Annotated in this window: 25 protein-coding genes; 19 read left to right on the top strand and 6 right to left on the bottom strand. The window is 53.3% G+C overall.

What is annotated here, in order from left to right; genetic code table 11:
* Positions 1–26 precede the first annotated feature (26 nt).
* From trbB to ACIQUH_RS25615, 10 genes are read left to right on the top strand one after another with little or no spacing between them, the layout of a single operon-like run.
* Complete coding sequence (gene trbB, locus ACIQUH_RS25660) at positions 27–983, top strand: P-type conjugative transfer ATPase TrbB (protein WP_400820511.1); 957 nt, start codon at positions 27–29, stop codon at positions 981–983.
* The gene (locus ACIQUH_RS25655) at positions 980–1342 is read left to right on the top strand and encodes a TrbC/VirB2 family protein (protein ID WP_400820509.1); all 363 of its coding nucleotides are present in this window, start codon (positions 980–982) and stop codon (positions 1340–1342) included. Before trbB ends, ACIQUH_RS25655 begins: the two co-directional genes overlap by 4 nt.
* Positions 1342–1623 carry a VirB3 family type IV secretion system protein gene (locus tag ACIQUH_RS25650; protein ID WP_400820507.1) on the top strand — a complete coding sequence of 94 codons (282 nt, stop codon included), beginning with the start codon at positions 1342–1344 and terminating at the stop codon, positions 1621–1623. The genes ACIQUH_RS25655 and ACIQUH_RS25650 overlap by 1 nt, the downstream gene beginning before the upstream one ends.
* A gap of 10 nt (positions 1624–1633) precedes the next feature.
* Entirely contained in the window at positions 1634–4180 is a 2547-nt protein-coding gene (gene trbE / locus ACIQUH_RS25645) for a conjugal transfer protein TrbE (protein WP_400820504.1), read from the top strand.
* Positions 4177–4962 (top strand): P-type conjugative transfer protein TrbJ, encoded by a 786-nt coding sequence (gene trbJ / locus ACIQUH_RS25640; RefSeq protein ID WP_400820501.1) that lies wholly within the window; start codon positions 4177–4179, stop codon positions 4960–4962. Before trbE ends, trbJ begins: the two co-directional genes overlap by 4 nt.
* A gap of 13 nt (positions 4963–4975) precedes the next feature.
* Entirely contained in the window at positions 4976–5293 is a 318-nt protein-coding gene (gene trbK-alt / locus ACIQUH_RS25635; protein WP_400820498.1) for a putative entry exclusion protein TrbK-alt, read from the top strand.
* Positions 5286–6704, top strand: coding sequence for a P-type conjugative transfer protein TrbL (gene trbL / locus ACIQUH_RS25630; protein ID WP_400820495.1), 1419 nt, complete (start codon positions 5286–5288; stop codon positions 6702–6704). The genes trbK-alt and trbL overlap by 8 nt, the downstream gene beginning before the upstream one ends.
* Positions 6701–7390: a conjugal transfer protein TrbF gene (gene trbF, locus ACIQUH_RS25625; protein WP_400820493.1), complete on the top strand. Its 690-nt coding sequence runs from the start codon at positions 6701–6703 to the stop codon at positions 7388–7390. Before trbL ends, trbF begins: the two co-directional genes overlap by 4 nt.
* Before the next feature lie 17 nt (positions 7391–7407).
* The gene (gene trbG, locus ACIQUH_RS25620; protein ID WP_400820604.1) at positions 7408–8442 is read left to right on the top strand and encodes a P-type conjugative transfer protein TrbG; all 1035 of its coding nucleotides are present in this window, start codon (positions 7408–7410) and stop codon (positions 8440–8442) included.
* Positions 8439–9656, top strand: a complete 1218-nt coding sequence (locus ACIQUH_RS25615; RefSeq protein WP_400820491.1) for a TrbI/VirB10 family protein — start codon at positions 8439–8441, stop codon at positions 9654–9656. Before trbG ends, ACIQUH_RS25615 begins: the two co-directional genes overlap by 4 nt.
* Before the next feature lie 225 nt (positions 9657–9881).
* Here the strand turns inward: ACIQUH_RS25615 and ACIQUH_RS25610 are convergent, their stop codons facing one another.
* From ACIQUH_RS25610 to ACIQUH_RS25590, 5 genes are all read right to left on the bottom strand, one after another.
* Positions 9882–10832: an aldo/keto reductase gene (locus tag ACIQUH_RS25610; protein WP_400820488.1), complete on the bottom strand. Its 951-nt coding sequence runs from the start codon at positions 10830–10832 to the stop codon at positions 9882–9884.
* Between the two features lie 95 nt (positions 10833–10927).
* Positions 10928–12211 carry a TRAP transporter large permease gene (locus ACIQUH_RS25605; RefSeq protein ID WP_400820486.1) on the bottom strand — a complete coding sequence of 428 codons (1284 nt, stop codon included), beginning with the start codon at positions 12209–12211 and terminating at the stop codon, positions 10928–10930.
* Positions 12196–12684 (bottom strand): TRAP transporter small permease, encoded by a 489-nt coding sequence (locus ACIQUH_RS25600; RefSeq protein ID WP_400820484.1) that lies wholly within the window; start codon positions 12682–12684, stop codon positions 12196–12198. The genes ACIQUH_RS25605 and ACIQUH_RS25600 overlap by 16 nt, the downstream gene beginning before the upstream one ends.
* Positions 12685–12702: 18 nt before the next feature.
* Positions 12703–13761: a DctP family TRAP transporter solute-binding subunit gene (locus ACIQUH_RS25595; protein ID WP_400820482.1), complete on the bottom strand. Its 1059-nt coding sequence runs from the start codon at positions 13759–13761 to the stop codon at positions 12703–12705.
* 81 nt (positions 13762–13842) lie between these two features.
* Positions 13843–14787: a glycosyltransferase family 2 protein gene (locus tag ACIQUH_RS25590; protein ID WP_400820480.1), complete on the bottom strand. Its 945-nt coding sequence runs from the start codon at positions 14785–14787 to the stop codon at positions 13843–13845.
* Between the two features lie 358 nt (positions 14788–15145).
* Between ACIQUH_RS25590 and ACIQUH_RS25585 the strand changes: the two genes are divergently transcribed.
* Genes ACIQUH_RS25585 through ACIQUH_RS25545 form a run of 9 tightly spaced genes read left to right on the top strand, consistent with a single transcriptional unit; the run spans position 15146 to position 23268 of the window.
* Positions 15146–15997: a transketolase gene (locus ACIQUH_RS25585; protein ID WP_400820478.1), complete on the top strand. Its 852-nt coding sequence runs from the start codon at positions 15146–15148 to the stop codon at positions 15995–15997.
* Positions 15998–16001: 4 nt separating this feature from the next.
* Positions 16002–16934 (top strand): transketolase family protein, encoded by a 933-nt coding sequence (locus tag ACIQUH_RS25580; protein WP_400820476.1) that lies wholly within the window; start codon positions 16002–16004, stop codon positions 16932–16934.
* Between the two features lie 14 nt (positions 16935–16948).
* On the top strand, positions 16949–18082 hold the full coding sequence (locus ACIQUH_RS25575) for a Gfo/Idh/MocA family protein (protein WP_400820473.1): 1134 nt from the start codon (positions 16949–16951) through the stop codon (positions 18080–18082).
* The gene (locus ACIQUH_RS25570; RefSeq protein ID WP_400820470.1) at positions 18063–19091 is read left to right on the top strand and encodes a zinc-binding dehydrogenase; all 1029 of its coding nucleotides are present in this window, start codon (positions 18063–18065) and stop codon (positions 19089–19091) included. Before ACIQUH_RS25575 ends, ACIQUH_RS25570 begins: the two co-directional genes overlap by 20 nt.
* A gap of 25 nt (positions 19092–19116) precedes the next feature.
* Complete coding sequence (locus tag ACIQUH_RS25565; RefSeq protein ID WP_400820468.1) at positions 19117–19875, top strand: SDR family NAD(P)-dependent oxidoreductase; 759 nt, start codon at positions 19117–19119, stop codon at positions 19873–19875.
* On the top strand, positions 19872–20726 hold the full coding sequence (locus tag ACIQUH_RS25560; protein WP_400820466.1) for a sugar phosphate isomerase/epimerase family protein: 855 nt from the start codon (positions 19872–19874) through the stop codon (positions 20724–20726). The genes ACIQUH_RS25565 and ACIQUH_RS25560 overlap by 4 nt, the downstream gene beginning before the upstream one ends.
* A gap of 23 nt (positions 20727–20749) precedes the next feature.
* A complete protein-coding gene (locus tag ACIQUH_RS25555) occupies positions 20750–21538 on the top strand; it encodes an SDR family NAD(P)-dependent oxidoreductase (protein WP_400820464.1) in 789 nt (262 codons plus the stop codon).
* Positions 21539–21545: 7 nt separating this feature from the next.
* Positions 21546–22739: an MFS transporter gene (locus tag ACIQUH_RS25550; protein WP_400820462.1), complete on the top strand. Its 1194-nt coding sequence runs from the start codon at positions 21546–21548 to the stop codon at positions 22737–22739.
* A 55-nt stretch (positions 22740–22794) separates the two neighbouring features.
* Complete coding sequence (locus ACIQUH_RS25545; RefSeq protein WP_400820460.1) at positions 22795–23268, top strand: HIT family protein; 474 nt, start codon at positions 22795–22797, stop codon at positions 23266–23268.
* 251 nt (positions 23269–23519) lie between these two features.
* On the opposite strand, the gene ACIQUH_RS25540 is transcribed toward ACIQUH_RS25545, so the two are convergent.
* The coding region (locus tag ACIQUH_RS25540; RefSeq protein WP_400820457.1) for a hypothetical protein at positions 23520–23864 on the bottom strand (345 nt) is incomplete at its 5' end.

Raw genomic sequence — 23864 nt, 5'->3', positions numbered from 1 at the left:
GGGACGTTATCTCACGCGGAGCGCGGATGCTTCGCACGGCGCTTGGGCTGAACATCGCTCGCTATCTCGAAGATCCGAACATTGTCGAAGTGATGCTGAACCCGGACGGCCGCTTGTGGGTGGACCGGCTGAAAGAAGGGCTTGCCGATACCGGCGAGATTCTGTCGCCGGAAGATGGCGAACGCATCGTGCGGCTGGTGGCGCATCATGTCGGCGCGGAAGTCCATGCCGGCAATCCTCGCGTCTCGGCCGAACTGCCGGAAACCGGCGAACGGTTCGAGGGGCTGTTGCCGCCCGTCGTCATGGCCGCGACCTTCGCGATCCGCAAGCCCGCCGTCGCCGTGTTCACCCTGTCGGATTATGTGGCGGGCGGGATCATGACTCAGGCGCAGGCCGATGTTCTCAGGCTCGCCGTCGAGAAGCGGAAGAACATTCTGGTCGCGGGCGGCACCAGCACCGGAAAGACCACGCTCACAAATGCCCTTTTGTCAGAAGTCGCGAAGACCGGCGATCGCGTGGTGCTGATCGAGGACACGCGGGAATTGCAATGCGCCGCGCCCAATCTGGTCGCCATGCGCACCAAGGACGGCGTGGCTTCGCTCTCCGATCTGGTGAAGTCCTCGTTGCGCCTGCGGCCCGACCGTATCCCGGTCGGCGAGGTGCGCGGCGCGGAGGCGCTTGATCTCTTAAAAGCTTGGGGCACCGGCCATCCCGGCGGGATCGGCACAATCCACGCCAATACCGCGATTGGCGCGCTTCGCCGGCTCGAACAGCTCGTGCAAGAAGTCGTGATGACGGTCCCGCGTGCGCTGATCGCCGACACCATCGACCTCATTGCCGTTCTTTCCGGCCGCGGCTCCGCCCGCCGCCTTTCCGAAATCGCCCTCGTGGATGGGATTGATCCCGTCAACGGCGATTACCGCACCCTCAACGCCCAGCTTCTTCCCGACCGCCAACCGCTCCCGAAAGGAGAACAGCCATGACAATGCCTGTCCTGTCCGCACCCTCCGGCCTTCGTCGTTCTCGCAACCGCCTGGCTCACGCGACGGCACTAGTGTCCGTTGCGACCGTAGCGCTGCTGATGTCCGCACCCGCCCGCGCTTCCGGCTCCTCGATGCCGTGGGAAGAACCGCTGGAGCAGATTCTGGAGTCGATTGAAGGCCCGGTCGCCAAGATCGTTGCCGTCATCATCATCATCGCCACCGGCCTCGCACTCGCCTTCGGCGACACAGGCGGCGGATTCCGTAAGCTGATCCAGATCGTCTTCGGCCTGTCGATTGCCTTCGCCGCGTCGAGCTTCTTTCTGTCCTTCTTTTCGTTCGGCGGCGGAGCGCTGGTCTGATGACGGGATCCCTGCTTGAATTCGAGGATGTTCGCGGCTTCTTCGCGCCGGTCCACCGGGCGCTGACCGAGCAGATATTGCTCGGCGGTGCACCACGTGCCGTCGCCATCGTCAACGGCACACTGGCCGGGGCGGTCGGCCTCGGCCTTCGCCTCTGGATCGCCGGCCTGGTCATCTGGGCCATCGGCCATTTTGCCGCCGTCTGGGCCGCACGGCGCGACGCGCAATTCGTCGACGTCGGCCGCCGCCATCTGCGCTATCCCGCGCATATGGGCGTGTGAGGAGAGCACCATGTTGAACCTCTCCGAATACAGAAAGAAGAATGCCGGTCTTGCCGACTTCCTGCCCTGGGCGGCGTTGATCGCTCCGGGCATCGTGCTCAACAAGGACGGCTCATTCCAGCGCACCGCCCGGTTTCGCGGTCCCGATCTCGACAGCGCCACGCCGTCCGAACTGGTCGGCACCACCGCGCGGCTCAACGGCGCGCTGCGCCGCCTCGGTTCCGGATGGGCGATCTTCGTGGAAGCGCAGCGCAACCCGGCAACCGAATATCCGGAAAGCTTTTTTGCCGAAAGCGCATCGGCGCTGCTGGACGTGGAGCGTCGGGAACAGTTTGAAGAATCCGGATTGCTCTACGAGAGCAGCTATTATCTCACCTTCGTCTGGCTGCCGCCCGCCGAAGAGGCCTCGCGCATGGAAGGCTGGCTTTACGAGGGGCGCGAACGCTCAGGCGTCGATCCGTGGGAATTGCTGAAAGGCTTCATCGACCGCACCGACAGGGTGTTGCACCTGGTCGAAGGTTTCGTGCCGGAAGCGGATTGGCTCGATGATACCGATACACTGACCTACCTGCATTCCACCATATCGACCAGGCGCCACCGTGTCCGGGCTCCGGAAACGCCGATGCACCTCGACGCGTTGCTGGCCGATCAGCCCTTGGCGGGTGGCCTCGAACCGCGCCTTGGCGAGTTCCACCTTCGCACCCTGACCGTGATCGGTTTCCCGACTGTCACGTTTCCCGGCATTCTCGACGATCTCAACCGGATAGCCTTTCCCTATCGCTGGTCCACGCGGGCGATCATGCTCGACAAAACCGACGCGACCCGGCTGGTCACGAAGATCAGGCGGCAATGGTTCGCCAAGCGGAAGAGCATCGCCGCCATCCTCAAGGAAGTGCTGACCAACGAGCAATCCGTTCTTCTGGATTCGGATGCCGCCAACAAGGCGGCGGACGCCGATGCGGCCTTGCAGGATCTCGGTTCCGATCAGGTCGGCGAAGCCTATGTGACGGCGACCGTCACCGTCTGGGATACAGATCCCCGCATTGCCGACGAAAAGCTCCGCCTCGCCGAAAAGGTGATCCAGTCGCATGACTTCACGGCCATCGTGGAAACGGTCAACGCGATCGAGGCATGGATGGGCAGCATTCCCGGTCATGTTTATGCCAATGTCCGGCAACCGCCGATCAGCACGCTCAATCTGGCGCACATGATGCCGCTCTCGGCAGTCTGGGCGGGGCCGGAGAAAGACGAACATCTCGACGCGCCGCCGCTGTTCTATGCCAAGACCGAAGGCGCGACGCCGTTCCGGTTTTCCTTACACGTCGGGGACGTCGGGCACACGATGGTCGTCGGCCCCACAGGTGCCGGCAAGTCGGTCCTGCTGGCGCTGATGGCCATGCAGTTCCGGCGTTATCCGCGCTCGCAAGTATTCGCCTTCGATTTCGGCGGCAGCATCAGGGCGGCGACACTTGCCATGCGCGGTGACTGGCAGGATTTGGGCGGATCGCTCTCCGACGATACGGCGCTTATGAATACCGTGTTGCTCCAGCCGCTCGCCGGTATCCACGACACGCCCGAACGGGCATGGGCAGCCGACTGGCTGGTGGATATTCTCATCCGTGAAGGCGTGGAAATCACACCGGACGTCAAGGAACACCTCTGGACGGCGTTGACCTCTCTGGCGTCGGCGCCGGTCGTGGAGCGCACCATCACCGGCCTGACCGTGCTGCTGCAATCGTCGGCATTGAAACAGGCTTTGCGCCCGTACTGCATCGGCGGTCCCTATGGCCGTCTCCTCGACGCGGAAATGGAATGGCTTGGCGAAGCGCCTGTTCAGGCGTTCGAGACCGAAGGACTGATCGGAACGGGTGCCGCCCCGGCCGTGCTTTCCTATCTCTTCCACCGCATCGAATCCCGTTTCGACGGAAGGCCGTCATTGCTCATCATTGATGAAGGCTGGCGGGCGCTGGACGACGGCGGGTTTGCTTCCAAGATCAAGGAATGGCTGAAGACGCTGCGCAAGAAGAATGTCGCCGTTGTCTTTTCCTCGCAATCGCTTGCCGACATCGAAGCCTCTCCCATCGCGCCGGTCATTGTGGAAAGCTGCCCGACGCGCATCTTCCTCGCCAATGAGCGGGCCATCGAACCGCAGATCGCATCCGTCTATCGGCAATTCGGCCTCAATGGCCGGCAGATCGAAATCGTCGCCCGCGCCACGCCGAAGCGGGACTATTACTGCCAGTCCCGGCGCGGCAACCGGCTGTTCGAGCTTGGCCTTGGCCATATCGCTCTGGCGCTTTGCGCATCGTCGGACAAGGCTGCTCATGCGCTGATCGAAGAACTCATGAAGGACGGTGCGAAACCATATTTTCTCGAAGCATGGCTTGAAGCCAACGGACTTCGCTGGGCCGCAGATCTCATTCCCGACCTCACCAACGTCCTCGCCGGAACGTCCGATTCGACCGGTGCGACCAGTGCGCCCGGCGCGGCTGACGTGGCCAGTCCGGCCGAACTGTCTTCCGATTTCCTGTCCCCTGAAGAGGAGTTTCCGCTATGAGGCATATCGCCCGTTCCCCGCGCAGCCGGGTTCTCGCTTGCGCCGTCAGCACTTCGGCCGTCTTGCTTCGCGTCACCTTGCCGCTTGGCTTGATCCCGTTCATGCCGTCTCCGGCGCTGGCATGGCGCATCGTCTATGACCCGACGAACTACAGTCAGAATCTGCTTTCCGCCGCCCGCGCGCTGGAACAGATCAACAATCAGGTGACGTCTCTCGCCAACGAGGCGCAGATGCTCATCAATCAGGCCAGGAATCTCACCAGCCTGCCTACGTCCTTGCTGTCGCAGATCGAGGGCAATTTTTCCGAGATGAAGTCGCTCCTGAATGAAGCAGACCAGCTCGCCTACAATGTCCAGAACATCGAAACGCAGTTCAACGCCACCTATCGCGATTTTGCGTCTGGTGATCGCACGGCCGCGCAGCTTGTCTCTTCGGCGCAACAGCGCTGGCAGCAATCGGTATCGGCCTTCGAGCACTCGCTGAAGGCCGGAGCCGTCGCGGTCGAAAATATCGAAGGGACGCAGGAGCAGACCAGCGAGCTTGTCACCGCCAGCCAGTCTTCCGTCGGCGTGCTTCAGGCGACGCAGGCCGGCAACCAGCTTCTTGCCGTACAGGCGAAACAGATTTCCGACCTGACCGCCATGCTGGCCGCACAGGGCCGTGCCAACGCGCTCGAGCAATCCCGGCAGGCCGCAGCACAGGAGCAGGCTCGCGAGCAGTTTTCCCGTTTCATGACCGGGACTGCCTACAGTTCGTCCAGCGTCCGCATGTTCCACGATTGAGGAGCTTGCAACGATGGACCTGAAGATCGCCGCCCGGATGATCGCCGTCTTCGCAATCGGTGCAGGGCTGACCGCCGCAATCACGGCCCTGCATGATGATGAAGACAGGCCCGATGCCAGCGCCCCCCGCATCGAGCGTCCGGGCGGCGACCCTTCCTCTCTATCGGCCGCAAAAAGCGAGCTTGGTCGTTGCCGTGACCTCGGCACGGCGGCGCTCGAAGACGCCGCCTGCCGCAAAGCATGGGCGGAGAACCGACGCCGTTTTTTCCGCATGGACAGGCCGGATCTGCCGACGCCGCCCAAGGCTAGCGGGGAGACCGCGCATGAATAATGTCGGCGTTATCGACCGTTTCCTTGAGACCTTCACCAGCTATATCGACAGCGGTTTCGGCCTGTTGTCCGGCGAGGTCGCTTTCCTCACCTCGATGCTGATCGTCATCGATATTGTGCTTGCCGGTCTGTTCTGGGCGTGGGGCGCCGATGAGGACATTATTCAGCGGCTCGTGAAGAAGACCCTCTATATCGGCTTCTTCTCCTTCATCATCGGCAATTTCAACAATCTCGCCAGGATCGTTTTCGAGAGCTTTTCCGCGCTTGGATTGAAAGCCGGCGGCTCCAGCCTGTCCGGCTCCGAGCTTCTTCAGCCCGGTCGCGTCGCTCAGGTCGGCCTCGACGCCGGCGAACCGATCCTGAACGCTGTGGGCGAACTGACCGGCTACATCGCCTTCTTCGAAAACTTCATCCAGATATTCGTGCTGATGGTGGCATGGTTGATCGTCCTGATCGCCTTCTTCATCCTTGCCATCCAGATTTTTGTTACCCTGGTTGAGTTCAAATTGACGGCGCTTGCCGGGTTCATACTGATCCCGTTTGCCCTGTTCAACAAGACGTCGTTCCTCGCCGAAAAGGTGCTCGGAAACATCGTCGCCTCCGGCGTCAAGATTCTGGTCCTCGCCGTGATCGTCGGCATCGGCTCCGGCCTGTTCAGCGAGTTTACCGCAGGCTTCTCCGAACAGCCCACCATTAGCGAGGCGCTGTCACTGGTTCTCGGCGCGCTCGCACTCATGGGCCTGTCGATCTTCGGCACTGGCATTGCCACCGGCCTTGTTTCAGGTGCGCCGCAGCTTGGCGCGGGTGCGGCGGTCGGGACCGGCCTTGCCGCCGCCGGTATCGGTGCTGCCGGTTTCATGGCCGGAAAGGCCGGTTTGGGTGCCGTTGTAAGCGGGGCCGGCGGAGCCGTGCGTGGTGGCGCTGCCTTGGCCGGTGGTGCCAAAACGGCCTACGGGCTTGGCGATGCTTCCGTGGGATCGACGGGAACGGGCGGCGGAGCGGCCGGATTTTCCGTCGTCGCCCATGCGGGTGCCGGCCTTGTCATGAACAAGGGCAAGGAGATCGCGGGACGCGCCGGTGAATCCATGCGCTCCAGCTATCGTTCCGGACAGGCCGCCGCGTGGAAGGCGACCGGCGGCAAGAACGAGGTCAATCCGGGCGGCGCTGGTGGCACAGGCAGCGGCAAGGCTGCGAACGATCCGGACTATGCGGCCTCGCAGCCCGCCAAGGCCGTATCCGGTTCCGACATTTCTCCGCAGTCAGCTTCCGAATCTGCTCCCGATTGGGCGCAGCGGATGAAGCGCAAAAGCACCATTCACCACGGCGTCAGCACCGCAGCTCACACGATCCGCTCCGGCGATCATGGCGGCGGCTCCATGTCCGTCTCTCTCAATCAGGATGATCGCAAATGAATATCTTCAAGCGTCCTTCCGTGCGCTATGCCCGCACGCCCGAACCCGAAACGCCCTATCAGCGCGCCGGACAGGCATGGGACGAACGGATCGGCTCCGCTCGCGTGCAGGCGCGCAACTGGCGGCTCATGGCCTTTGGTTCTCTCTTCCTTGCCGGTGGTTTCGCATCGGCCCTTGTCTGGCAATCGACACGCGGTACGGTCGTTCCGTGGGTGGTGCAGATCGATAAATTCGGCGAGGCGCAAGCTACTGCGCCCGCCGTGGCCGACTACCGGCCGACCGACCCGCAGATCGCATGGCATCTTGCCCGCTTCATCGAGCAGGTCCGCTCCATCCCCGTCGATGCGGTGATTGTCCGGCAGAACTGGCTTCGCGCCTACGAGTTCACCACGGATCGCGGCGCGATCTCGCTCAACGATTACGCCCGTTCGAACGACCCGTTCACCAAGGTCGGCAAGACGCAGATCGCGGTGGAGATTTCCAGCGTCATCCGCGCCTCGCCGGACAGTTTTCGTATCGCATGGGTGGAGCGTTCCTATGAGAACGGCCAGCTTTCCGGAACCGAGCGCTGGACGGCCATCCTGACCGTTGTGATCCAGCAGGCGCGCACCGCCGAAAAACTCCGGGCGAATCCGCTCGGTGTCTATGTCAACGCAATCAACTGGTCGAAGGAAATGGGGCAATGAAGACGAATGACTTACGCATGAAGTCGCGCCGCGCGTCGGGAATGGTACTAGTGATGGTATCGGCAACTGTGCTGGCAGGATGCGCGAAAAAGTACATTCCGCCGGAAATCGACTATGACGACGCGGCTCCCACCATGCCCAGGGCCGATCCGGTTCTTCCGGTGAAGGTGGTGGAAGTTCCCAGAACCCTGCCGCTGCCCGGCCAGTTGAAGCCGGTTGAGGGATCGAAAGCCAAGGCGGAATCGACCGATCCGAAGCAGCGGATCAGCGTCGCCAACGAGGCGGCACGTATGCAGCCGGTCCGTGACGGCTTCATCAACGCCGTGCAGGTCTATCCCTTCGCGCTCGGCGCGCTCTATCAGGTCTATGCCGCGCCGGGACAGGTGACGGATGTTGCGCTTCAGCCGGGAGAAACCCTTGTCGGTTCCGGGCCGGTCGCAGCCGGTGACACCGTGCGCTGGATCATCGGCGACACGGAGAGCGGTTCTGGCGCATTGAGGCAGGTCCATATCTTCGTGAAGCCGACGCGGCCGGATCTTCAGACCAACCTTGTCATCAACACCAACCTGCGCACCTATCACCTGGAACTGCGCTCGACGGAAAAGACCTACATGGCGTCCGTCTCATGGCAATATCCCGCCGACCAGCTCATTGCCCTTCGACGCCAAAATGCGAAGGCGGCGGAAACGCAGGCCGTCGCATCCGGCGTGGACATCTCGAAGATCAACTTCCGCTATCGCATCGAGGGCGACACAGCACCCTGGCGGCCGCTGCGCGCCTTCGACGATGGCGCGAAAGTCTATATCGAGTTTCCGTCCGGCATCGGACAGGGAGAAATGCCGCCGCTCTTCGTCATCGGCGGATCGGGCAATTCCGAACTGGTCAACTACCGCGCCCGCCAGAACTATTATGTCGTGGATCGTCTCTTTGCCGCCGCGGAACTCCGGCTTGGCGACAAGGACACACAGAAGCGCGTTCGCATCGTCCGCACCGATGGAAGGCCGGCGACGGCGAAGAGGACCGCGCTGTTTTCATCGGAAAACGACCGATGACAGGCAATCCCGATCTTACGGCGCAATTGCGCCTTCGTCCCGAACCGCCTCGCGTCACGCGGCTTTCGCGGAAAGTCCTGATCGGAGCCGGCGGTGTTGCGGGCATCGCCATTGCCGGCGCTCTGCTTTGGGCGCTCGACACCGGCCGTCGCGGCAATCAGTCCGCAACAGAACTCTACAACGTGGACAATAAGACGCCGGCCGATGGGCTGGCCGGTCTGCCGAAGGATTATACCAATATCCCGAAGCTCGGTCCGGCGCTTCCGGGCGATCTTGGCAGGCCAATCCTGCGCGCGCAGGAGCAGGGCAAGCCGGTTGCCGTACCGAATATCCAGACGCCGCGCGTCGATCCAGAAGAACAGCGCCGGTTTGCGGAAATCGAGGCGGCGCGGTTGGCAAAACTCTTCACCGACAGCCGGGGAGAGCGGACGGCCGGCAATCAGCAGGTCGCATCCACTACGGCGGCGACGGCAACAGGTTCGGGCATAGATCCCGCGACCGGGCTACTGCTTCCGGCCGAGACGCCGCCGCTCGATTCCGGTTCCGCGCAGAACATGCAGGACCGCAAACTTGCCTTCGTCAACGCCGATACCGACCGCCGCACCGTCAGCGCTGACCGCGTGCAGGAAAAGGCGTCGCCCTATATCGTGCAGGCCGGAACGGTGATCGCCGCCGCGCTGATGACCGGCATCAAGTCCGATCTTCCCGGCCAGATCACCGCGCAGGTCACTGAACACGTCTATGACAGCCCGACTGGGAGCCATTTGCTGATCCCGCAAGGCTCCCGCTTGATCGGCCATTATGACAGCCAGGTTGCGTTCGGACAGTCCCGCGTATTGCTGGTATGGAACCGGCTTATCATGCCGGACGGCACATCCATCGTGCTCGAACGCCTTCAGGGTGCTGATCCCCAAGGCTATTCCGGTCTGGAGGACGGCGTCGATTACCATTGGGGCCAGCTCTTTCGTGCGGCAGCGCTCTCGACGCTGCTTGGCATCGGTACGGAAATCGGCTCTAGCAACGACGAGAACGAAATCGCCAAGGCGATCCGCGAAAGTGCGCAAGATACCACATCCGACGTCGGACAGCAGATCGTGCGCCGCCAGCTCAACATTCAGCCGACGCTCACCATCCGGCCAGGTTTCCCAGTGCGCGTGATTGTCCAGCGAGATCTATTGATGCAGCGTTTTGGCGGGAGGGAAATTAATAGATGACGAAACCATGGTTGAATTACTTTCCACAAAAAAAGCCACTAAAGATCATCGCAAAAATCTCGACATCTTGCCTGGCTTTTTAGTGAGAGATATTATACTGCTTGACAGAACTTATTTCCTGACCCTGCGACGACTTATAAATGCCGATAAAAAAGGATAGTGCGCCTCGAATTAACCCAGAAAAGGCAACTGGGCGGCGGTGAACCTTTTCGTTATTCGCTGCGCTTAACTTCCGGTCTGATCGAGTAAGGTCATCATGTCGTTAGTTAGTACGAGTCTCATAGCTCGTTCAAAACTTTGAAGCTGCACAAGGCTTGTCGCACTGGCTATTGGTGCCGTTACAGCGTCCTTTTTTAGCAACCAAGCTAAGGCAATCTCGGCCAGCTGGGCGCCAGTTTCCTTTGATATCTCGTCCATGGCATGCAAGATTCGAAGACCTCGCTCGTTGACATAGCTGCTGACGCGGTTCGAACGTTCGCTTCCTTTCAGACTAGCTGTGGTTCGGTATTTTCCTGTAAGGAATCCTGCCGCCAGACTGTAGTAGGTGACAACGGCTATATCGTTCAGTGTACAGAACTCTGAGAGCTGTCCCTCAAATTCTGTTCGATCGTAAAGATTATACGCTGGTTGGAGGACGTCAAAGCGGCCCAAGTTGCACCGTGTCGCGGCGTCCATCGATTCTCGTAGTTGCGTGACATTGTAATTCGAGCATCCAATCGCGCGAACCTTTCCTTGCTCCTTCAAACGTCCGAAGGCCTCAAGCGTTTCTTCAATCGCAACGTCAGAATCAGGCTTGTGGGCAAGATAAAGATCAATGTAGTCCGTCTGTAGTCGCTTTAGGGACGCATCGACCGCCTGAACGATCCATCCAGCGCTAAGGCCGGTTTTTTTGCCCCTATTTTCGATGCCGACTTTGGTTATGATTACCGATTGGCTGCGTTTTAGCTTGTTTTGCCTCAACCATTTGCCAATTATCGCTTCAGATTCGCCGCCAACGTTTCCATTTACCCATGCCGAATATACGTCTGCAGTATCGATCGTGTTGAAACCTGCGTCGAAGAATGCGTCGAGCAAACGAAATGATGTGCGTTCGTCGCTCGTCCATCCAAAAACATTTCCACCAAAGATAATCGGTGCGACATGGATTGCAGTTCTGCCGAGCCTGCGTTTCTCCATAGTGTCTATACTCCTCCCTCTATAGATTTTTGGTAAACATCAGCCGTGCATTTGCTCATCAAGAGCTAGAATATGCGCAGAGTGACGAGTTGTAATTAACGTAAAAACAAACTGGGCAGATAGGTTGTGAGTGGTGGCCAGAGAGAGATAGCTGCGAGAACAGTTAACAGAGGCAGAATCCAAGGTAGAATTGCGCGAGACATTGAATCAAGACTAACGTCTGCCAATTTTGATGTTATAAATAGCACAACGCCTACTGGCGGTGTGATCGTGCCAATCATCAAATTAAGTATAAATATCAATCCAAATTGAATCGGATCAATCCCCATATGGTGAGCTATAGGAACTAGGATTGGAACGAATATCAACATTGCCGCAATCGACTCTATAAAACAACCGACTACCAATAGGGTGACATTGACAATCAATATGTATAGCAACGGGCTACTGATGGACGCCGAAAATAAATCGATGAGTAGTTGTGGTATCCTGGATATGGACAAGCACCAAGCCATTGCTGAAGCTGCCATGACCAACGGCAAAACTACCCCGATAGTTTCCATTGTTTTAATTACTATTTCAGGAATATCCTTTAAAGTTAGCTCTCGGTATACAAAGAGCCCAAGAAACAGCGCATAAGCGCTTGCGACTGCACTCGCCTCGGTCGGGGTCATTATTCCGGCCATCATGCCACCAAAAAGCATTACCGGGGTCATAAGGGCCCAATGCGCTCGCTTGTAGGAGAGCCATATCACACTGATGCCCGCGAATTTTGATTGGGGTAAGCCGCGGCGTTTTGCTATCACCACTACCATTCCACTGAGGGCCAAGGCCATCAACAAGCCAGGAATAACGCCCGCTAGAAAAAGACCTCCGATTGAGACGTCAGCGCTGACGCCATAGATTACCATTGGAAGGGATGGCGGAATGATTGGGCCAATCGTCGCAGAAGCAGCAGTGATTGCAGCTGCCGTCTCGGCATCATAGCCCTCAGCTTTCATTGCGCGAATTTCAAGAGAACCAACACCACCAGCGTCGGCAACTGCAGAGCCGGTCATCCCAGCAAAAATAACACTTGCGACGATATTGGCATGCGCAAGACCACCGCGAACCCAGCCAACGCAAGCCGCAGAAAACCCGAATATTCGGTCAGTTACGCCTGCGGCGTTCATAATATTGCCCATGAGGATAAAGAGCGGTGCCGCAATCAATGGAAAAGAGTTACCACTCTGCGCAATCTTTTGAGGAATAATATTCATGGGCAAGTCAGCGGCAGCAACAAATAGGATCGCTGAGAGAATCATCGATGCGTAAATAGGCATACCAAGAACAAGCAAGAAAGCCCAAGCGGCTAGCGCAACCATCATTGTTTGAACCATAACGCCCTCCGCGAAGTTGCTTTTGGCCCTCGCGCTAACACAACGACGTCAAGCGCTGCCCGTAGCATTACAATAATTCCCACAAAAATAATCGGGATATATAGCAAAGACGAAGAAATAGGTAGTGATACCCAACGAATATCCATGGTTCTCTTTATGAGAGATATACTTTGATAGGATAGAAACCCTCCAATTAAAAATAAAGAAAATCGAATTAAGATTTCTATGAATTTAGTTATTCTTGTATATCCGATATTCTGGAGGAATATGAGGCGGATATGTGAATCCGTACTCGTCGCGATTGTCCAGCCAAGAAAAGCGCACCATACCAAAAGATATTGCGAAAGCTCATCGGTCCACGAAAGAGGGAAACGAAACAGCCGTGATAATACCCCCAACAGCACGCAGGAGAGCAAACCCAGCAACAACAAAACTGCGACGATTTTTGTAACTTTATCCAGTAAAGTCAACATAATAACAATCCCCTCGATCTAAAGATCGACGATCGAATCCCAGGTTTTCTCTCCCCAAATCTTCTGGAAGGTGATTGGCAAAGATTGGACTACAGGCTCTCTAAAGCTTTCAACGTCAGGTTCGACTACGATCATTCCTTGGTGTTTCAAATCATCCAAGAGAGTTTGTTCTTGCCTCGCAAATTCAATGTTCTGCCATTCAATACCATTGGAGACCGACTCTTCGAATATTTCCCAGTCGGACTTAGATAATTTAGAAAAAAAATCGTCATTTGCTATAATCAATCTTGGAGCAATAATGTGGCCAGTCAAGATTAGGTATTTTTGGACTTCAGCGAGTTTGGCTCCAGCAATTGTAGGGAGCGGGTTTTCTTGTCCATCTATTGCTCCTTGGCTGAGAGCTATATAGAGTTCATTGAAATTAATAGGGGAAGCCCTCGCTCCCCAAGCGGAGGCCATTGCTTTATACACTTCGGCCGGGGGGACCCTCAGCCTAAATCCTCTCATATCGGCAACCGTTCTCAATTCTGTGTTTCCGGTTGTGATGTGGCGTTTCCCATAATATGAAACATTAATAATACGGACCCCATGTGAGGTCACAAATTGCTTCTTCAGGCTGGCAAATAGGTGTGAGGATGACAGGCGTGCAAGATGTTCAGTATCGCGCCAAATATAGGGAGCCTCCAGAATTGATAGCTGAGGGACTAATGAACCTAATGCTGCAGGACCATTGGAAGTAACAGTTATTGCACCTGATAAAACGGACTCTAGGACATCCCTGCCAGAGCCCAACTGCCCATTCGGAAAGCTCTCAACAATCAATCGTCCGCCTGAACGTTCGGCGACGTGTCGACCTATTCTTTCTATCATTTGAGATTGGGTACTGGAACTGGGGAGTTCATCAGCCCACCGTATGACTGTTGGTTGCGCTCGTAAAACAGCAGGCGCTGCTAAATACGAGGCCATTAACGCACCGTATGTCACGAATTTGCGTTTTGTAATCGCCATGATTAACCCTTTTACAAGCCATCTGAATTCAGAAACTGCTGAAATTGCTGCGCGGGCTATAGCTGCCACATCGGATATCATGCCCGGAGAATACAAGTTTACGAGACGCTTGAACGGTGTCCCTAGTCCGGGCCAAATGTCATCTTTTAATCAGCGTTCATTTCTGCTGCATAATTTGTTTAGGTTCTCGCGAATCTGGTCAATGGTCGCTTTGCTTAGCGGAGCTTGCTGAAGGTCGGTTATAACTAAATTCAGCGCTGAATGAACATCACCCTTACGAACAAGAGTTTGGAATAAGTAGGAATGCCGTCTCCAGATGCGGTATTCATTTACGTTAATGCCGCGCGCTTTGGCAAAAAATGCGTATTTATCTGTAACGAAATCTAACGCCTCTTCTAAAACTTTGCTGTTCGTCTTGGGAACAGAGAGATAATAATAGCTGAGTGCCTCGTGATATCGATGGCCTACTATGCGATAGCCACTGGTTGTCAGCTTCAGAGCTATGTCGAGGTCTTCGTGCCAAGCCAATTCTTCATCAAATCCTCCGCAGTGCGCATAATATTCCGCCGGGCCCAGTGTTGTGGTAAGAAAAAACGGACAATTAGTGAAATCTTTTGAATAGATATAATCTAGGTCATAGACAGTTGGAGGGTAGAGGCTCGTATATAGATAGGAGAATTCGGTTGCATCGTTTTCGCTTTTACCGCGCGGAGGAATCTTCTTAATTGGGGACGTAATTATTATTTTATCGTCGCAAAAGACATCAGACGCCTTTGCATAATAGGCAACTTGGCGCTCTAATTTTTCTTTATGCCACAAATCATCTGCGTCTTGCCATGCGATCAAACGATTACCTGCAATGGCGACAGCCGCATTCCGAGCCGCGGACCTTCCGCGATTCTTTTCTCCCAAGTACAGCCGCACCCTAGATTCATCTTTTGATATATTATGCACTATTTCCGCAGTGTTATCGGTTGATCCGTCGTCATAAACGATAAGCTCGAAATCTCTGAAAGACTGCTTCAGAACGTCATCAATTGTTTCTTTTATTGTCTTAGCAGAGTTGAAACATGGAATAGCAACTGCAACGTCCATCCGCATTGTCCTCAGTGGAAACAAGCACCCCGTCGAATCGATAAAATCAATCCGTATAGATTTTTTGGATAGGCGGCCTAGAAGGCACTTTAGCCGAACATTGTGGCCCACTCGTGCAATTGTCAACTAAATGTTGTATAATAATTATAATGGTTAACTTCTGCTACTATACGTAGTTTAAAAACCAACTGTATGTTGGTGTCGCAGTGAATTATAGGCGCCGAAAAGGTGTTAGTTTGCGGCCTCTCTTTGGCCGCCCATGATACTGTATTCGCATTGATAACGAGCGTTTATGTGCATCTTCCAAGGAGAAGAGGTGCGCGTCAGCATAAGTTTCCTATCAATTATTGGAGCTTATATGCGTAAGTTTCTTGACACGTCGTTTAATGCTGAAATCGATCTGGATCAACGCGCTAAACGTGTGCGTATGATTGTTCTGGCAATGATCCGCTATGCAAAAGAGGGACATATTGGTGCGGCCTTGTCCATCGCGGACATTTTGGCAGTTCTTTATTTTTGCGTGCTCCGCGTAGATCCAGAGCGCCCCAACTGGGATGATCGCGACCGTTTCATTCTCAGTAAAGGGCACGGTTGCGGCGCGCTGTATGCGGTATTGGCGGAAAAGGGCTATTTCCCTCACACCGATCTCGCAACATTTCTCGCGTTTCAAACGAAATTCGCTGGACATCCCGATATGCACGCAGTGGAGGGGGTCGATTTCAGTACCGGTTCGCTAGGTAACGGGTTTCCTGTAGCTGTTGGCATGGCGTTGGGTTTGAGAGACCGTGGCAGCCCAGCGCGCGTGTTCGCACTCTTGGGTGACGGAGAACTCAACGAAGGAGTGGTATGGGAAGCACTGGCGTTTGCAGCTCACCGTCGTCTCAACAATCTTTGTATAGTTGTTGATCGTAACAATCTACAAATAGCAGGTGTCGCCGAAAAAATCCTAAAGCTTGAGCCGCTCGCAGATAAAATACGGTCGTTTGGTTGGAGTGTCGTTGAGGCCGACGGTCATAATGTATCGGATCTAAGTGAATCGCTGAGCCAGGTTGGACAAGATCGTAGCCGACCCTACGCTGTTATCGCTCGAACGATAAAAGGAAAAGGGGTTAGCTTCATGGAGAACGATACTGCTTGGCACTACAAGGCGCCCTCCGACAACGAATTTCAGGCTGCTTTTGAGGAACTCGAAGCCCATAGACAAGGATGAAACGATGGACAGAACCGACATTCGAAATGCTTACGGTGATGCCTTGCTTCAGCTTGCGGCAGAGGAAGAACGACTCGTCGCAATTGTCGCAGATTCGCGATCCTCTTCCAAATTAGACACGTTCGCTGAACGTTTTCCGTCCCGACTCTATGAGGTTGGTGTTGCTGAGCAGAATATGCTGGGCGTTGCTGCGGGTCTCGCGGCAGTGGGATTTATACCTTTTGCGTCCGCCATTGCTAATTTTGCACTTATGAGACCATTCGAACAATTCCGAACCGTTATTGGATATTCAAATGTACCAGTGAAGGTTGCCGGAATGAGCTCTGGACTTGCTTTTCCCTTCTTGGGCGGGTCACATTGTGCATTAGAAGATTTAGCGATCAGTCGAAGTGTCCCAAATGTAGTAGTACTCTATCCTGCAGATTATTGGGAAGCCGTAGCTGCTGTTAAAGCTTCGTTTTATTCTAACGGTCCCGTCTACATACGGTTCGGTAGGCAATCACCTTCTGATATTTACACTGCGGAGCCCCAGTTTCAGATCGGCCGCTCCTCGCTGTTGGCGGAAGGTAGTGATGTTTTCTTTCTTGCCGCCGGGCCCATGGTCTCAGAGGTATTAAGCGCACGACAATTACTGGAGAGCGAAGGAATATCAAGTGTTGTTGCAAATATATCGTGCATAAAACCACTGGATAAAGAATTAATCAGTAGAGTATCTCAGCGCGTTCGCTGCATCATAACAGTAGAAGAGCACTCCGTGATTGGCGGGTTGGGCTCCGCTGTTGCAGAATTATTGGCGGAGATACAAGGTCCTCCCCTGATGCGGCTTGGAGTTCCTGATATGTTTACTGTACCCGGGCCTCGCCAATCCGTATTGAACCATTTTGGTCTTACGGCGGAAAATATAGCCCAACGCGCCCAGACGTTCCTCTTACAATAGGACGGGAAGCAGTCATGTCGCATGTGGTAAAGCGAATAGCCGTCGCAGGCCTCAACCATGGACACAAACTAGCAAAGCGAGTGATCGCAAACAATCGTGCAAAGCTGGTGGGGATTAATGCTCCTTCACGTCCGGACAACATAGCTTTATCTCGAGAACTAGGCGCTCCACTTTATGATGATATTGAAACTATGCTTGATATTGAGTCCCCTGAGGGGGTGATAGTCGCAACCCCTACACATCTGCTTCATCGCACGGCAATGGCATGTATAAGGCGGGGCATCCATTGTTTAATCGAAAAGCCAATGTCGAATTCTGTGGGTGAGGCGGAAGAAATCTTGCTTTCATCGAGTGCCAACGGAGCGAGGATCTTAGTTGGTTATCACCGGAGGTACTCTAAGCGAGTCGACGCTATTCGCAAACTGATCAATAGTAACGAATTGGGAAGGTTGATTGCAGTTAATTGCCTCTGGTTGGTATTAAAACCCGAAAATTATTATTCGGACCGGGAGTGGCGGACAAACAAAAATCAAGGAGGTGGGCCTCTTTTTATAAATGCGAGCCATGAAATCGATCTTTTGAGACATCTATGCGGCAACGTAATTAAAGTTGTCGCGATCGCCGGCAGGGGGCGTGAGGACTATCCCAATGTGGTTCCAACATTCGGGGTCCTTCTTAGTTTGGAGAATGAGGCAGTCTGTACATTGCTTTTCTGCGATAAAGCTCCTTCCCCATTCTCATATGAGACGACAGCGCGAGAGAACCCTGCATATCCAAGTTATGATGAGGATTGTTACAAATTCTTCTTTGAAAAGGGTAGTGTGAGCTTCCCAAGTCTACGAGTTTATCAAAAGCAACCTGATAGTGTCCAGGGGTGGTTTGATGTGTTGGATGAACGCGTTTCTCCCCAAGAACAGAGCATTGCCTTTGATCCACTCGACGCCGAAATTGAACATTTCATCGATGTGTTGGACGGGAGCTCATCGTCGGTTTGCGGTGTGCGAGATGCTCTTCAAACGCTCCAAACACTCTGGGCAATTCAGCGCGCGGTAGAAACCGGCGCTTCAGTGAGCGTCGGGTCGAAAGCAACACGAGTAGGTGTAGTCGACAACAAATGGGAAGCTCAAGATGAAAATATTGAAAGCTGATGTGGACTCTACTTCTGTGGCGGTCCTAGCGGATGATTTCGGTGCTCCAATCGATCAGGGCCAGGTGAAGATCAAAATCACAAGAAGTGCTATCTGTGGAACAGATGCAAAAATTGTAAATAATGTATACCCATGGCGCGTGAAGCCAATGTTTCCAATAATATTGGGACATGAAGGTGTTGGTGTTGTAGTCGATCATGTATTACATTCCGGAGATCCGGATCTGGTTGGTAAGCGCGTTGTACCTTTTTCCCTTATACACTGCGGTAAATGTCAGATGTGTACCAGTGGACGTGAAAGCTATTGCTTGAACGCTCACCATTTGGGCATCAGTTTGCCGGGAACATTTGCTCCTGAGACAACGGTGCCCGCTGATAGATGTGTCGTGGTTCCGGATGAAATCTCTGACGAAGACGCCTGTATGATAGAGCCCCTTGCTGTGGCTGCCCATACTTTCGAGCATACGCCTAGCCTACAGGGGAAAAACGTCGCCATTATAGGAGCCGGGCCTCTAGGTTTATTGCATTTGCTTGCCGCGAACGCTTTGCAAGCGCGATCAGTAACAGTTTTTGGTTCGGATCGCGGAACGAAGAGGCTAGCGCAAGCAAAGAATCTCGGCGCGAACGCCTGTGTGGCAGTGCCAATGGAAAGTAATACTAATATTATTAAGGAAAGATATTCTGATAATTTTGACGTCGTTGTCGAATGTGGCCGGTTGGGTAGTGCTGCGGAACTCGCGCTCTCGCTTGCCAAGACAGGTGCGACGGTATGCTTTAAAGGCATCGCACGCGGTAGTCTCCTCGATCCTCTCCCAATCATCAGAAAGGGTTTAACTGTTAGCGGTCAGGCTGGGGCGTCTCCGGATCATTATCTTGAAGCAATAAAATGGTGCCGCGAATTAGGCGTTAGGCCGGGTACAGCTATCACGCGTTGGTATGCGCTAGAGGATGGTGAAGTTGCATTTCGCGCAATGTGTAATGGGTACGAGAACGTAGGTTTCATCCACTAACAAGAAATGCAATGGGATAGGAATTATGTCTATTCAAAGAAGAATTGCATTGGTCACTGGGGCCGGTCGTGGTATCGGGCGGGCGTCTGCTATTGCTCTAAGTAAGGCGTGTTACGAGGTCGTCATTTGCGCAAGAAACGCAGAGGAACTTCGCATCGTACAAAAAGAAATTGAAAGCAACGGGGGGAAAGCCTATTGCGGTCAAATAGACGTATCCTCTGAGATGGCAGTTAAAGAATTCTGCCAAGATTTGGCCTCTCGCTATGGCACCGTTGATGTTCTTGTAAATAACGCAGGAATTTCTCCTATGAAAAACGGTCGTAAAATACCTATAGTTGATATGAGTATTGATGAATGGGATGCGGTTTTGAAAATTAATCTGACCGCACCATTTCTTTTTGCACGAGAACTAGTCCCAAACATGATTAATAAAAAGAGTGGGACGATAATCAATATCGCTTCTGCAGCTGCGCGCATGGGCGGTATCGCAGCTGGCTCTCACTATGTTGCATCGAAAGCGGGACTTATCGGACTCACAAAAGTAATGGCGCGGGAGTTTGGTGAATACGGAATTCGGGTCAATGCTATTTGTCCGGGCCGCATAGCGACGCCAATGTTAAATGAAGTCGATATAGACCCAACGTGGGCTGATCGGGAAGTGCCGTTAAAGAGGCTGGGCACCCCATTTGATATCGCGGCCGCTGTGTCGTTCTTAGCTTCAGACGCATCGAGTTATATGACCGGTGCAACGATCGATATCAACGGCGGATGGGTAATGTATTGATTTCGCTCGAAGGGATTTCCGCGATGGCTAAATTTGCATTGAATGCCGGTACGATTCAGACCGTGGATGTGGAAACCCAGTTGGAAGCAACTAAAGCGGCTGGCTTCTCGGGCTTTGGTTTGTGGTATAACCATATTGCAAACGAGAGCGGAGAGGTTCGGAAGGCAATATATAAAAAAATGCTTAGGTCTGGGCTGGAGGTGGTTGAAGTCGATTTTCTGCGCGACTGGGCCTCTACAAATTCGGCGGGCAAAGCGGATTTAGTCTCCCGAACCCGAACACTGGCGGAGGCCGCTAGGAGCGTTGATAGCGATCTTATTTGTGCTGCTACCCTAGGGGAAGCGGCATCTGTCAAATCTACCGTTAATAATTTCAGCCTGATATGTCGAACGGCCGCAGAGTATGATGTCCGAGTAGGCCTCGAATTCCTTCCTTGGTCTCACGTGCCGACGCTTGAAAGCGCACAAGAAATTATTCAACTCGCGGCTGAGAAGAATGCAGGGATTATAATTGACACATTTCATTTTTTCTTCGGCGGATCAAAATTATCTACTCTTAGTAAAATGTCTCCCAGTGAAATCTTTCTGGTTCATATTAGTGATATGATTAAAACACCTCTCCCGGAGCTACAGTCAAACGAAATCATAGCCTTGACTCGCACTTCGCGCGTATTTCCGGGTGATGGTTGGTTTCCGCTTGGAGACTTTATAGAGGCCCTAAAGAAAATTGGGTACGAAGGATTTTATTCACTTGAAGTGCTCAATAGCAAGCATGCCTTGGCCGATCCTTTCAGCCTTGCAAAGCAAGGGTTTTCAGCAATGGAGCGGCTTTTTATGGCCGCAAAAAGCTAAGCTCGGATCGGGGAGCAAGTAGTATGAAAACACCACTAGACTCTGCTGCGATAGTAACTGGAGGTGCTGGCGCTATCGGAACAGCGATCGCTATGAGACTCGCCAAAAGTAGATGCTTTATACACCTAGTCGATAAAGATTCTCTAAAACTCGATAAGGCCGTTAAGTTGTTGCAGGCGGAAGATTTAGGTGTTGAAGGGCATTTATGCGATATTACCAAGGAAAAGGATGTAATTTCTCTAGCGACCAAAATAAATAGTAATCAGTATCCTCTTCGCATTTTAGTAAATAATGCGGGCGTATCCCCGAAACTGCAGGGGGGAAAGATTCCTTTTAAAGAATTAGATTTGGAAGAATGGAACGCCGTTATCGAAACCAACCTCACTGGTGCGTTTCTTTGTTGCAAACACTTTTTGACCCAATTGATTAGTGTGGGCGATGGACGCATTATAAATATTACTTCGGTCATGGCGAAACTCGGATCGGCAGGGCGTCCAGAGTCTCCCTTTGGCCCTTTCAGTCCTAGTGGCGCTCACTACAGTGCATCGAAAGCGGCGCTATCCAATCTAACTTTTTCCATTGCAAGAGAATTTGCGCCTGATGGTATCACCTGCAATGCTGTTGCTCCTGGTGCTGTTTTTGCTGGATTGGGTCAATCTCTTGATCAGGGCAGCACTACACAACAAATCCCCATTGGCAGATTAGCAACTACTCATGACATCGCCGCCGCTGTTGCATTTCTAGCATCAGAAGATGCTTCTTATATCACAGGAGAGATCCTAGATGTGAATGGCGGGTGGGTAATGGACTAGGGAACTGATGAAGATGTTCAATAGATTTTCACGCTTCATATCTGCCAACTCTAAAACACTAATATTGCCCTCCATCACTTTTATATCGGGACTGCAGACGGCGGTTCTGTCATTCTGTATGCCAATTATTGCTAGAAGTACAATGGAGCTTAACACTACGCAATTTTCTACTTTCTTTTTTTTGATGCATAGCAGTGGTTTTTTGGTTACGCTTGTTCTTCCATATCTAACTGATCTCTGGCCTTCCAGACGCCGACTCGCAATTATCATCACACTTCTTTTTCAGTGCATTGGCTTCGGACTTTTGTCGTTTGGGGCTGGCTTTTTAACTTCTGTCGTAGCAGCTGTTTTTTTCTTAGGGCCTGGGTTGTGCGTTCCGGGCCTAGTGTTTGCTCTTGCTCGAGATCTTGATACCAGCGGTAGCACTATTGTCCGATTACGGGGCCTGTTTGCGGCGGCTTGGGTTATTGGCCCGATTATTGGATCCTTTTCCTTGGGCCCTGGTAACGCTGGGACACTACTATTGGCCGCTGTCGCGTTGAACCTTTTAGGCGTGGCGCTTGTCGCATCTTTTCGCGCTCCCCCACCAATCTCGGGTCCCACATTGTCTACTTCAGGTAATAATTTAGTTATTCCAATAGTTGTTCTTACTATTGCATTTTGCATGCTGCAAGGCGCGAACATTGCTATGGTAATTATCACACCAGTAATCCTGACTGAAAATGTTGGTGTTACGGTGACGTTGGTTGGATATGTTTTTTCATTATGCGCACTACTAGAATTTTTGATGATGTATATGTTATCAAAATATATGAAAGATATAGATCAGTGGAAAATAGTTTATTTTGGGTGCTTTTGTGGTATTATATATAGCTTTATCGTTATTTTTGGCGATGTTTATTGGATTTTTTTGGTGTCTCAAATTTTTAACGCTACTTTTATTGCCTGTTTTCTTGGGGTTGGGATGTCTTTGTTCCAAGGAATGCTTCCAGGTCATGCGGGGCTTTTGACCGGTGTATTCGTCAACACAAGTAGGATAGGCGCCATAATTGCTACGCCACTCATTGCTCTTGCAGTGAACATGACGGGAGAATTCCAAACCGCGGCTATCGTATCCTTAGCTTTAACTGCCACCGGCTTTCTATTGCTGCATTTCAGTCGCATTAGAATGGCAGAAGAGCCTCTGCGGCCAAGCTCGTGATGTAATCGGTAGATGAGACGAGCGTAGCGACTAAAACGAAAATAGGAGCTAGAAAATGAGGCGCTCCCAAAGGGAAGATGCGACGTTTGACAAACTAACCGTTTACGTTGACGAGCAATGGAAAGTTAAGCATTGCGATGATGTGCCTGTGCCAGGCTATCTTATACTGCAGCCAGTGGGATATTACCGCTCAATCTCATCATTTACTCCAGAGTTGAAGGAGAGTTTGGGCGACATGCTTTCGAATTGCGTTGACGCGGTGGAGCAAGCCGTTAGACCAGAGCGGGTTTACACAGCATGTTTCAACGAATCCAATGGTGGAATACATTTCCACGTATTCCCACGAATGCGAGAAATGAATGTCTTTGGTGTGCGTGAGGGACAAGTGGTCGTAGATGGTCCTTTGTTGTTTTCTCAGGTCCGTAACACGTTCCGGAGGTCCGATCCATTTCCGGATGCTGGTGAACAAATAGCGGATGCTGTGCATGCCATTAGAACGCTGTTGGTAAAGTCGCAACATATGCGATGACCCCAGTGAAGACGTCATAGTCGTGGATAAGGTAGGTCTCTTCTAGGGCTGTCATCTGCGTGACATGGACGGCTACAAGTTCAACAGCGTTGAGTGCTGTTAATATACCATAGGGCATCTGCCCAACAATCTGCATGTACATGCAAATCCGTCTAGGCAGTGAGTGAAACCGAAGGCTCGCTCCAGCGGCCGTGGTGGTCCCTGCTACGAAACCAGCCGATGAGGCGTTCTGGGCTATGTCGATATCGTCGTCAGGATGGCGGCGCAGACACTTTTGCGGGGTTGACGGCGATTACCGTCGCGCTGGTCATCAGCACGATCAGCCCCAGCTCGGCGCCTGTCATTTCGAGATACGCGTGAACCTGGCCCCGGTAGTGGTCCAGTGTTTCTTGATCCGGGTTCACATCGCTCTTCCAGTCGACCACCACGATTGGGCGACCTTCGCGGTTGACCGTGAGAGCATCGGCGATGCCTGCCGTTGCGACTATTTCATCGTCTTCAGTGAATAGCCCCGAGTTTCGTAGACACCCTCGGGTTAGATTTTCTGCTGCTTCTCGAACTCGACGGGCGACAGCATCCCGTTCCTGACGTGTTTG

Origin of the sequence: Agrobacterium sp. NPDC090283, assembly GCF_044769685.1 — a bacterium.
Taxonomy (GTDB): Bacteria; Pseudomonadota; Alphaproteobacteria; order Rhizobiales; family Rhizobiaceae; genus Agrobacterium.
The sequence above is the reverse complement of the archived record's forward strand: the minus strand, read 5'-3'. Positions and strand labels throughout refer to the sequence as shown.